The sequence below is a fragment of the Peribacillus sp. FSL R5-0717 genome (assembly GCF_038002945.1).
Taxonomy (GTDB): Bacteria; Bacillota; Bacilli; order Bacillales; family DSM-1321; genus Peribacillus; species Peribacillus frigoritolerans.
In genome coordinates this window covers 1-10,652 of the sequence record NZ_JBBOOF010000004.1, presented here as the reverse complement: position 1 = coordinate 10,652, position 10,652 = coordinate 1, and the positions used below count along the sequence as shown (strand labels likewise).

Below are 10,652 nucleotides of genomic sequence, written 5' to 3'. Positions count from 1 at the left end.
TGGAAATGTCACATTTGATGATGTGAAAGAAGAGTTAATTAAGGAGAACTTATACCATCAGTTGCAAACAGATAAGGAAAAAGAGGAAAAATCAAAAGAAATGGCTTTATTGCTCGGACAAGCCTTTGAACAAAGTGGCGCTAATGAAATGTTTATGCAAATAGGTAATGAGTTTAAACGTATGCAGCAAGAAGTAAATCGCTTATCTCAATTAGTAGAAAAACAAAATGAAATAAAATTACTTGAAGATAGCAGAATAAATAAGCTTCAGGAGGATAATGAGGTTCTAAAGGGACTGGTAAAAGACTTAATTAGTTCAGATAAAGATTTAAAAGATACCTTTAATGTATACATGAAAGAACAAAAGAAGGAAGAAATAAATAAACAGACTAAATTAGAGGCTAAATTAGAGTTAATGGAGGCTCAATTAATTAGTCAAAAGAAAGAAAAAAAGGGGTTGCTATCAAAGATTTTCGGATGAACCTTTTCAGATTGGATTATTGAAAAGATTTTTAAAAAAAAAGAGAAGGAAACGAATCCTTGGCGCCAAGGGGTTTCAACTCTTTTTTATTTACATGAAATCCTTTTTATTAAAACTAAAGAGACGTCGTTAATTCTGAGTTCAAAACTCGTTGTGCATCAATTATAGTGCCTCCAGAACGTCCGTAAACAGTGAAGATTCCACCATTTTGATTAGGAATAATTACAACTTCGTATTCGAATGCTCCATCAAGATTTAAAGTTCTTATAGCAGAGGAATTAACAGGCACATTATAGCTTTGCTCTTCAATTAATATTCTTGTACCATTAAGTCTAACAGCTCTAATTAATCCACTAATTGGACCACTAGCACGATTGAGAATTTTGACCCGAACATCATCTGCATCGCCAGGTTGATTCCCTACATTTTCAATTGGACCGGTAGTTAAAGCCATTTTAAATTCACCTCCTTAAATCATTAGTAATTTGCAAAGTACTATTTCATAGTATTCAAAGCTCTATTAAAAGTTCTAAACTAATTATCGAAATTGATTTAAAAATAGAAAAATAGTAATCTGCGGATTATAAAAGAGGTATAAAGTCTAAAAGACTTGTCAACCCTTCAAGTGTATGTGCTACATAGTATCTGGCGTAGGCGGGGCCGATACTAAGAAGAGGGCGTAGGAAGTTAAAACTAGCATTTTTAGTCAAGAGGTTTCTTCAGAAGTCAAAACGTTGATGTCCAACGTTTTATAAAACATACATACACAATAAAAACGCACACCTAAAAACTATGTGTTTAAAATTGGAGGGATATTCGGGCTACCCTCGTCTGCAAAAGGATGCAGTATGTTTGACTTAAGCGATGCAGCTACACTTCCTGAAATGGTTTCAAATGGACAAGATGGATTAGTTTTTCCTGCAGGAAATAGTCAACAACTTTATATAAAATTAAAATACCTTTTGGAAAATGACTTAATTAGAGAGCAGTTTGCCCATCATGCCAAGGTATGGGCGCATAAACGCTGGTAATGGATAAAATGATCAAGAACATGCTTAAACTGTATCATCACGCCATTAGAGACGATAAAAATCCATAAATAGGCGACATGCAGCTGAATCGAACGTTTTTTTTCTTCTTTTATTTGAATGTATGATAATATAAATTATCATACATTCAAAATACTGAGTTCATTGACTTTTTTCGTCCTTTCTCTTTATACTGATAAAGAAGAAAAAATCGTACATTCAAATCATTGGTACATAAGGGTTTGGAGGAAGAAAGGTCGATGAAGATGACGCAACCAAAAGATGTGCAGCCGATCCGTGATCAACAGCAGTTAGAAGATATGAAATGGGCGCTTCAGCGCCATTGTTCGGAGCGTGATTACATCCTGTTTGTCGTAGGCTGCGAGACCGGCCTACGTGTCGGGGACCTACTCAAGCTCACCACGAAGCAGATTCTGGACCTTAAAAGCAAACAACACAAGATTCTCCGGGTTAAGGAAGGCAAAACGCAAAAAATCCGCGACATGTATATCGCGAATTGCTTCGAAGAGGTCTTTGCGTACGCCCAAAGCGTCTCGAGTCCCTATTTATTCCCGTCTAGGAAGGGAGAAGGCCCCATTACCCCTACTCAGGCCTACAGGCAGTTAAATAAGGCTGCAGAGTTCGCTGGCGTGGAACATGTCGGCAATCATACCTTGCGAAAAACGTTTGGCTATTGGTTTTACAAAGCCACGAAAGATATTGCCATGCTGCAACGGATTCTGCATCATTCTCATCCATCCGTTACCCTGCGTTATATCGGCATTACGGAAGAAGAAACGAACAACGTATTGAAACACTTTAGCGTTTTTCACTAATTCAACTTCTTTATTTTCTTCAAGTAATTTTATTCATTTTGATGTAGCAAGAACGTTACTTTAAGAAAAATAGTCAGTCCCATATCAGTCCACCTATGTAAATCAGGTGTCCCACATCAGCCCACCTGTAAAGAATTCATGTACCCATTAAAACACTAGGCTTTGCCTAGGACCACAACGTAGTTGGGGACAGTTTTTCCTTATGCTCTTTCTACCAATACCTTTAAGTTGTGACACTTAAAACCTTTATAATCGGGAGGGAGTTCCCTATTCACCCAATGTACTTCATGGGACAAAAAATTTGAGCCTATTGCTTAGTGAATGTCCAGGAATGGTAAGTCACGGGCTCGGGCATACAGAGTAGGACACTATCAAAAAAGTGAAAATAAAAAAAATATTGGTGGTTCTCCTTGTCACTTCTTGATCTTTCAAAAAAGTGGGCTTATCAATCCAATCGGTATCCATGAAAAAATGGAACGACCGGCAGTAGAAGTAATCATGACGGTTCTTCATGCGGGCGGTAAATTTGGACAAGGAGGATATAAAACGAGTGGATGTTTGCATGGAGTAGGTGCTTCGGTAGTTAATGCTCCTGATTTGACTAAATTGTGGTCTGTCCTATGGGAAGTATTGAGTAAAATAGGTATTCTCATCATCTTATTTGGGAAATTGTCGATAATACGATGAAATACTTGTAGTTTTTTCAACAAAAGAAGGGTTATTACGAAAGTGATTGAAAGATTAGTAAAAAAATTTATGAAATAAAGAAAGAATGCCGAGGAAAAGAACGCACGTTCGCTAAATGACTTATTCGCTGGGATGAAGAGTATGGTAGAATTATATTATAAAAAATCAACTAATTTTTAGTTCTTACGGAAATTAGTAACAGAACATCAAGAGTTTTTGATGATTGTCCTGCCTTGCGAAGAAGGGAGGTAGGTAATCAATGAATTTAGTGGAAGTCATAAGCTTTACTACTGATTTAGTAGGATTGTTGTCAGACTTAAAGGATTTTCTACCATCTGATTCTAATGCTAATGCTAACCCCGGTGACATTGTGCTTGTTGTTGGATATTTACGTAGTAAACGGGAAAAACCCTAATCTGCCAATTAGGGTCCATTGAAAAAAACAGGTATGCTTTTAGTCAGTATTAACAACCAACGCGGCACACAAACATCAAAAACTAAACATCATGAATTTCTTTTAAGATCGGAATGCGTCAACATTCTGGTCTTTTTTTTGCAAATTTCCAAAATGGGTAACCCAAAACGGGAACCTTAATACCCTAAGTATACCTTAAAGGTTCTCTATAAGTGAACCATTTTGTATATATATTGTATATACAATATATATACAATGCATTGCAGAATTTGAAGGTACCATATAGGCACGAAAATAAATTACCCTATAATCAATACCTCCTAATGCTCGTACCTTCGTATGGCCCATCCTAGGACCTGTACAACTGTACTACGTAATGATATACGGCATACAGCAAGACTACAATCATAGAGGGTAGTTGGACAAGGGGGGAGTTATAGCGTATGCCCCATACGCCAATCAGTGTCACCTATCACCACATAGATATTGGCCAACACATACCATTGCATTCAACACGTACAGTAGAGCTTGCTACTATCATAATGATATGAATGATAATGATTAGAGTCAGATACTTACGAGGGCAGGATTTAACCTCCCTCAAATATTGTTTCATAGGAAAGGTACGGAATATCCGAAGGGTACCATGTGGGGACGTGGGTACCTGTGACCCGACTACTGCTTGGAAAATATCAGGGCCATTACAGCTAGGTTTGGTCAAAGTGGTCAAAAAGCAAAGTTCATATTAATTGAAATTTAATGGAATATTAATGGTAATCGGCAGTTTCCTCCCTATTGCTAACTATATTAATCGATTTATAGTTTGACAAAATTAAAAGTTAATCAAAACAAATACAATATATAGTAGTGGAAATATTTAACGATACAATACATTGATTTATTTAGCTTTCCTGTGTACACTTAAAATAGATCTGGTGGTTAGTTTTACTTTTGTTCCAGAAACTGGATTTAAAGATATATAGAGAAGTAGCAACCTAGAATATGTTTTTTGATGATTGTCCCTTGCTGAGAAGGGGGGACTGATCAATGCAAATATTAGAATTGTTAACGCTAGTTTCAGATTTAGCGAATGTCTTTACGGAATTATCAAGCTTCATTACATCTGAATCTGACTTTAAACTAGGGATTATCATTTTTGGATATTTAGGCAATTCAAAAAAACAAAAAAAAACAACTATCTAATGGACTAGATAGTTGTCGCAATACTTTTGTTTTAACCAGAATATTAAACAAGGTAAACAGACATCAAAAACAAACATCATGAAAATTTTGAATCAGGTGGGCCAACACCGGATTCTTTTTTTTTGCTTTATAGTCTATCCACTTAGAAGTAACGTTAATGTTAATGTTAATGTTTATCTTAATCTCAGTGTAGCTTAAAATTCAAAAGTTCACAAGGATTAAGTTCACAAATAGTGTACATTATAAAGGATTAAGTTCACAAAGAGTATACATCATAAAAGTTATAATAATTCAGTATTCCCCAAATTGAGCTAGCCAACCACCTGCTGTTGCTGTAGGCATATTAATTCCTCGAAAGGTAGCCAGGGGTTTCCCTTACCCTATTTCCAGTATAAAAACGGTGGCCATAACTCGGCCAGGGGAAGTGGTATAATATAGCAAAAACAATACGGGGATGAGGTGCCTTTATGTCACGATATCGATTGATACACACCCTAATCGTGCTGATATTCATGGGGTGTCTTATCTATAGCCTCGTGGTTAGAACTCCACAGGGATTTATCGTAACTTTCTTTGCCGGAGTTATTGGCATTGGATTGACACTACTCAACTTTGCACTCTTTAGACGCCCAAAAACTCTAGGAGAAGAAGACATATAAAATAGCAGAGATCAATTACCTTGAAGAAAAGGACAAAGCTAAGAAAGAACAAGAAGAGAAAGAAAAGGCACAACAGGCTAAAGCTGAAAAAGCATGTCTTAACATTAAAGGTAATACATCAAGCTCGGGAGAAAAAGTCTATCATGTACCGGGTGAACAATTCTATGGATATAGGGTGAGAAAGAGCATAAGGAAAAACTGATATCATATAATATCCTAGGCAAAGCCTAGTGTTTTATATGATATCGTTAATTTCTTTCAGGTGGGCTGACATGGGGCTCCTCATTGATATAGGTGGGCTGACGTGGGTCTTAAATGATAATTTTAAAAACAGTTATTTAGTGATATCACTAAATATTAATCAATATCCCCTTTGCGTCCCCCTATTTTATTGAATGTTATTAAAAAAAAGAGAAGGAAACCTTCTCTTTTTTTTTACTTTTTTATTGGTTTTTTCGACGAAAATTAGCGATGTTGTTCGCAGTTACACCAAAATAAACCACTTGGGAGCCAAGGGGTTTATCGTCTTTTACTTTTATGGTTTATGTATGATTTTATTCAGCTAAAAAAGGATATTTTCTCTAAGTCCTCTTCCGATATCGGCCCCGCCTACGCCAGATACTATGACAGCCACACATGCCATCCAACCCATTGTTATTATAACAGAAAGCGCTTACATTTCCAAGGATTACTAGAAAACAATTGAACTCTTATTCTACGATTTAGTGTTGCATGATTGTTTATCTTAGTAGTTTCTCCAGAAAGTTAGCTATGCAATCTATCGCCCGGGGGGATTCATTTTCCTTTTTTAAAGGAATCGAGATCACATTAAAGAAACTAAAGATCTAGAACATTTGAAAGACATTGGCTAGAACTGAACAGGGATTTATGGTGTAAGGTTATTTGGTAATTCCGTTCGAAATATCGGAGGGAATTCACACCAGAATGTAGAATAGGTGAATTAAGAGTGATATCAGTGTGAAGGGAATGTGAATCATGAAAATTAAGGAAATATTGGACGACCTATTGATAACCGGAAATACCATAGCCAAGATCGCAAAAGAGAAAGTTCATATTGGTGAGAAGAAATTAAAAGAAGCTTTACACAATGCTGGATACGAGTATCGAAACTCTGGTCAAAAGGGCTGGCACTATGTAGGTGAAGGGGAAGAACCTCTTTATACATCAGTGTTTGAGTTCATCAAATCGAAGAATAGTCACCCTAAGGTGAAACAGACTACACCTATACATGCATTCAATGTGAATCAAAGTTCACATGACACGAAAAAGGATTCACATCCTATTCCCCTCGATGTGAATAGCGTACGAACTCAAGATAAAAGTTCGATTCACACAGAATTCACACCAGAAGAAAGAGCGATTCTTAGAGATTTAATAAGAGGATATGTTCTTAACGACCAGCAAGATAGTCATGGAGATGACTTGTATCAAAGGGTAGTGACTTTAGAAAAAGGCAAAAAGGTACGGAAGACGATTGTCATAAATGAGGAAGTTGGGGCTTTGCTGGATAGCCTCGCAGACCAACAGAAATTCAATAAATCCGATCTTATTGAAATTGCTATCCTCGATTTGATTAAAAAGTACAAATAAGTGCCCTTCTCCAATACATGCTGCTACTTTCTTAGAACACTTGGAGCATGTCAGTATCTCCATCTTATCTTCCATAACAGAAAAACGAGAAACTACTCCAAACAGTGTTGGACAATTTTTACATAAATAAGTATAGACACCTTCTACAATCTATAAGGCGCCAATCTTGATATATAAGGTTCTTAAAATCCTTTAAAAGGCCCATTTTGCCGTTTTTATTTTTTTATTAGTTTTAATACTCGAAAAAAATTTAAACACCTGTAAAGGCCGTTTAATTTGTTCTAACTTTATAAAATCGTACAACAGGCATGTAAAACACGCAAAAAAAATATGTACCGGTGGCTTATTATTGAGATTTATTAATTATTGGTTGAAAAAACGTCTAAAGGAAGCTCCGAATATGTCCGATCCATTAGTCTCTTAAAAGTACCTGTGAAATAACGAACCAGATTGGTTTTTACTTTTCCTCGTTTATAGCCTCTAATGGATTGTTTAAAGGCGTTTATAGCTGTATATGTAATGGTTTCTTGTTCGACTATGTGTGAAATGGCTTTCGTATCCAGGAAAACACTTTTCCAAAAATCTTCAATCATGGCTGCATGATCAAAGAAAGGCTTAACAGCCTGGACAAATTCTTTAGGAACATAAGAAGCCGTAAAAGTAGAATCTAAATCAACATCCTTACGTATATTTAAATTCTTTTTCTTGCTAGTTTCTAAAAGATTACTAGTTTCCCTTTCGGAATTGGAGGATTCGTCCTTACTGCGGCAAGGCTTCTCTTGATTCTCGCAATACGTCAATTTTCTCTTTTTTAATACTTCAATTGTGTTGAAAATATAGACATTGTGTCCTTTGCCACCTTTAGATTTCTTCGTATTTACGATGGATACGATACCTAAATCTTTTGCTTTTCTTAGCATCCGTTCAAAAGTGGATCGGCTTACCCCAAACCCATTCAATTTTTCATTGATGGCTTTTACTAGCGTTCCGATTTTGGCGTTGGCTACACCTGCATATTTTGCGGAGAATCGGACCAGGCGTTTGAACGCGACTAGTTCTCCTTTAGTGAAATCTTTTTTATGTTCGGCTAGGAACATTTCAATCGTGTTGTTAAACTCCTTTATGCTGCTAAACTTGCTGTAGTCTTTAAAATTTTCGATTCTGCCTGCTATTAACATGGTATTTCCTCCTTAGAGGACAATAAAAAAGACACTGATCCCGATAAAGTTAAGGGAAACAGCGTCTTTTAAATGTGGTCTAATGAAAGAAACAACATTTTTCCCTTGAAACTAACAGTAAAATACACTAAAATGAATGTACTAATATGTTAGTTACAAAGAACTTCGACAAGTGTTTTCCCTACTGCAACTAGGGGGAACGGTTTAAGGGTATGGGGATACCACTTAGACACGTTGAGGTTCTTTTTTTTCGTCCGTATTTTGTTATGGTTAATTATCCAACAATTGCTACCAAAAAACAAGTGAATTTGAAATTTGATAGTTTGTGAGTCTTTTACACTATAACGTATAACTATAAATCACTTTGTCCCTGTCGTCCCAACAATAGACTTCATAGGGCGGGATATGGTGTTAAAGTAAGCGGTGCATTTCGCTGTGAATAAACCGGGTGTGTGCAAGAAATGTTGTATCAGGATTAGTGCCATCGGGACCAGTTCCCCAAACGGAAATCAATACTCCGTTTACATTTGAAGGATGATTTACTATGACAACGACTTCGTATGCAACCAATGAATCTATAAAAAGATACGCTGCTGAATTTGCACCAGAGTTAGGCGAAACGGTAAAGTTCTGTTGACCGCCCGGAATAAGGGTTCGGGTTCCTGATATATTTAAAACTCTTACTGTTATATCCGCGTTTCCGGTAGTATTAAGGTTCAAGATGGTAGCTCTTAGAAAACGGGTTTCGTTTTCTCCATTACTGTTATCAACTGGCCCAGTGGTATAAAAAGCTTGTGCCATTCCAGATTTACCTCCCATCTATTTGTATTACTATTATTCTATTACGCAGATTAACAAAATGTTTGAGACAAATAGCTTGGTAGTTTTGTGAAAAATTTAAAGGAGTTTCACCAAGATTTTTCTTCTACATCGATACTGGAGGATTTGTTCGTAGACGGAGTTGTTATTGAAATAATGGCAGCAGAATTAAATGCTTTTTTTGTCATTTAACAGTATGGACCATTTTTACACGTATCTTGGTTAAACCATCTATTACACCCTTAGCGTGGTGGAAAACTGGCTTTTTTGTATCCAGATACCCATAACGTTGTATATCCTATACATTTCTAATTTACATAAAGCACCTTATTGGAAGCTATACAAAAAAACAAAGAGAAAATTCGGATTTGCGTTGTTGGTGATGAACCAAACCTTCACTAAAATATCGGCGTCCTTTATGTGGGGCTAGCCCCATACCCCAGCTATCCATCACCCCAAAACAAGGGGAAAAGGCCAAAAGATAAAATACTAGCCTTAACGGCAACTAAAACCTCGTTTGTAAAGGACTATAGTCAACATAATCAGGTGTTATCGGTAATTAAAAGGGATCTTCAATCGAAGATCCCTTTTATGCTGCTTTAGTTCAGGTCGTCAAGAGATTTTGACAAGTCTTGTCATTTCACCTTGGTCCTCAACCCTATATTTAAAAATTTCTGTTGCCAACGTGTCCTGCAGGATGTGCTGTTGGAGTTCCAAGGGAATCTCGACTTCGTGAAGTGACTCTCCTTCAGAAGGTACGATCTCTGTTATAACTGGTGGTGGTAGAGGCAGGGTTGGTGAAGCGGAATACTTCGCTGCCAGAATTTCACCATTTTGATCTATTAAGACACTTAGTTTCATAATTACCTCCTAATCAATCGTGGAAAAAGTGAATTTTGAAAGAAACAGAATCCGAGTTGTTGTTTGTAATGCTAGAGCTATAGACACATTTTGTAGTATATTCACCGGGCACTTTAAACAGTATTCCGACAGTGGCCGGCGTCAAGGTGCGGTTTGGAGTCTGTGCAATTCCGGCCACTACCATAGGACCCTTATATGCTCCACCCGTATCGGTATTGCCACCGAAAACTGTACTAAAGTTAAAGGTTCGGCCTGCCGCCAATGTAAAGACTTCTTGACCGTATGATATCGTCATGCTATACCTCCAAGATTATTTTTGTATGACAAACAATAGTATGATTTCTATACGAGTTTTTTATACAGACAAGATAAAATAAAAGGAAGTTCAGTTTCCAGATTCAGCTTGTTTTTGAATAAAGTCATTAACAATATCAACTTTTTCTTTCATAACTCTTTCTTCACTGGAGGATGCAATATGTTCTAAAGCATTAAGAATTGCTTGGCTGCTTTTTTGTGTTGAAAGTTATATAAATTAAGACTGAAACATGCAATAATAAGACTAAATTAACAATGAAATACACTTAAATTAAAGAATTAATTACATATTCAAATTATCTAATATAAAAATGTTTCACATTAGTTTTAGTCTCAATTGAGTCTAAGTTATAAAATTATTCGTAGGAGGAATCCGAATGAGCGATATAAAGTGGGAATCCATAGGCCCGGTTGCTGAAAGATTTGGCATTGAAGTTCCGAGGTTGCGAACTTGGTGCGACAAAGGCTTAATTGAGTTTGATAAACGAACTACTGGTCGTTGGATTCCACATACAGAGTTTCCGAAGATTAAGAAGATCATTGAAGTCTTCAATCGTGG

At 36.5% G+C, this 10,652-nt stretch carries 13 protein-coding genes; 8 read left to right on the top strand and 5 right to left on the bottom strand.

Annotated features, from left to right (window positions below):
• Window positions 1-481 (top strand): hypothetical protein (locus NYE65_RS27130; protein ID WP_340862330.1); only part of this gene is annotated, 481 nt, incomplete at its 5' end.
• A 115-nt stretch (window positions 482-596) separates the two neighbouring features.
• Here the strand turns inward: NYE65_RS27130 and NYE65_RS27125 are convergent.
• The gene (locus NYE65_RS27125; protein ID WP_340862329.1) at window positions 597-935 is read right to left on the bottom strand and encodes an ATPase; all 339 of its coding nucleotides are present in this window, start codon (window positions 933-935) and stop codon (window positions 597-599) included.
• A gap of 394 nt (window positions 936-1,329) precedes the next feature.
• On the opposite strand from NYE65_RS27125, the gene NYE65_RS27120 reads away from it, so the two are divergent.
• The 6 genes from NYE65_RS27120 (at window position 1,330) to NYE65_RS27095 (ending at window position 6,920) form a co-directional block, all read left to right on the top strand.
• A complete protein-coding gene (locus tag NYE65_RS27120) occupies window positions 1,330-1,512 on the top strand; it encodes a glycosyltransferase (protein ID WP_340862328.1) in 183 nt (60 codons plus the stop codon).
• A gap of 263 nt (window positions 1,513-1,775) precedes the next feature.
• Window positions 1,776-2,345 carry a tyrosine-type recombinase/integrase gene (locus NYE65_RS27115; RefSeq protein WP_340862331.1) on the top strand — a complete coding sequence of 190 codons (570 nt, stop codon included), beginning with the start codon at window positions 1,776-1,778 and terminating at the stop codon, window positions 2,343-2,345.
• A 321-nt stretch (window positions 2,346-2,666) separates the two neighbouring features.
• Window positions 2,667-3,032 (top strand): hypothetical protein, encoded by a 366-nt coding sequence (locus tag NYE65_RS27110; protein ID WP_340862332.1) that lies wholly within the window; start codon window positions 2,667-2,669, stop codon window positions 3,030-3,032.
• 259 nt (window positions 3,033-3,291) lie between these two features.
• A complete protein-coding gene (locus NYE65_RS27105; RefSeq protein ID WP_340862327.1) occupies window positions 3,292-3,447 on the top strand; it encodes a hypothetical protein in 156 nt (51 codons plus the stop codon).
• Window positions 3,448-4,494: 1,047 nt separating this feature from the next.
• Window positions 4,495-4,650 (top strand): hypothetical protein, encoded by a 156-nt coding sequence (locus tag NYE65_RS27100; protein ID WP_298469928.1) that lies wholly within the window; start codon window positions 4,495-4,497, stop codon window positions 4,648-4,650.
• Between the two features lie 1,655 nt (window positions 4,651-6,305).
• The gene (locus tag NYE65_RS27095) at window positions 6,306-6,920 is read left to right on the top strand and encodes a hypothetical protein (protein ID WP_340862326.1); all 615 of its coding nucleotides are present in this window, start codon (window positions 6,306-6,308) and stop codon (window positions 6,918-6,920) included.
• A gap of 359 nt (window positions 6,921-7,279) precedes the next feature.
• Here NYE65_RS27095 and NYE65_RS27090 read toward each other — a convergent pair whose 3' ends face one another.
• The 4 genes from NYE65_RS27090 to NYE65_RS27075 form a co-directional block, all read right to left on the bottom strand.
• On the bottom strand, window positions 7,280-8,098 hold the full coding sequence (locus tag NYE65_RS27090; protein WP_340862325.1) for a hypothetical protein: 819 nt from the start codon (window positions 8,096-8,098) through the stop codon (window positions 7,280-7,282).
• 411 nt (window positions 8,099-8,509) lie between these two features.
• On the bottom strand, window positions 8,510-8,899 hold the full coding sequence (locus NYE65_RS27085; protein ID WP_340862324.1) for a hypothetical protein: 390 nt from the start codon (window positions 8,897-8,899) through the stop codon (window positions 8,510-8,512).
• A gap of 630 nt (window positions 8,900-9,529) precedes the next feature.
• On the bottom strand, window positions 9,530-9,778 hold the full coding sequence (locus tag NYE65_RS27080) for a hypothetical protein (protein ID WP_340862323.1): 249 nt from the start codon (window positions 9,776-9,778) through the stop codon (window positions 9,530-9,532).
• A 13-nt stretch (window positions 9,779-9,791) separates the two neighbouring features.
• A complete protein-coding gene (locus tag NYE65_RS27075) occupies window positions 9,792-10,073 on the bottom strand; it encodes a hypothetical protein (RefSeq protein ID WP_340862322.1) in 282 nt (93 codons plus the stop codon).
• Between the two features lie 397 nt (window positions 10,074-10,470).
• Here NYE65_RS27075 and NYE65_RS27070 point away from each other — a divergent pair.
• A partial coding sequence (locus NYE65_RS27070) for a hypothetical protein (RefSeq protein ID WP_340862321.1) occupies window positions 10,471-10,652 on the top strand: 182 nt, incomplete at its 3' end.

Bases quoted from the DNA above. Each gene is read 5' to 3' on its own strand.
- NYE65_RS27125 (WP_340862329.1), bottom strand. From the start codon at position 935: ATGGCTTTAACTACCGGTCCAATTGAAAATGTAGGGAATCAACCTGGC.
- NYE65_RS27120 (WP_340862328.1), top strand. From the start codon at position 1,330: ATGTTTGACTTAAGCGATGCAGCTACACTTCCTGAAATGGTTTCAAAT.
- NYE65_RS27115 (WP_340862331.1), top strand. From the start codon at position 1,776: ATGACGCAACCAAAAGATGTGCAGCCGATCCGTGATCAACAGCAGTTA.
- NYE65_RS27110 (WP_340862332.1), top strand. From the start codon at position 2,667: ATGTCCAGGAATGGTAAGTCACGGGCTCGGGCATACAGAGTAGGACAC.
- NYE65_RS27105 (WP_340862327.1), top strand. From the start codon at position 3,292: ATGAATTTAGTGGAAGTCATAAGCTTTACTACTGATTTAGTAGGATTG.
- NYE65_RS27100 (WP_298469928.1), top strand. From the start codon at position 4,495: ATGCAAATATTAGAATTGTTAACGCTAGTTTCAGATTTAGCGAATGTC.
- NYE65_RS27095 (WP_340862326.1), top strand. From the start codon at position 6,306: ATGAAAATTAAGGAAATATTGGACGACCTATTGATAACCGGAAATACC.
- NYE65_RS27090 (WP_340862325.1), bottom strand. From the start codon at position 8,098: ATGTTAATAGCAGGCAGAATCGAAAATTTTAAAGACTACAGCAAGTTT.
- NYE65_RS27085 (WP_340862324.1), bottom strand. From the start codon at position 8,899: ATGGCACAAGCTTTTTATACCACTGGGCCAGTTGATAACAGTAATGGA.
- NYE65_RS27080 (WP_340862323.1), bottom strand. From the start codon at position 9,778: ATGAAACTAAGTGTCTTAATAGATCAAAATGGTGAAATTCTGGCAGCG.
- NYE65_RS27075 (WP_340862322.1), bottom strand. From the start codon at position 10,073: ATGACGATATCATACGGTCAAGAAGTCTTTACATTGGCGGCAGGCCGA.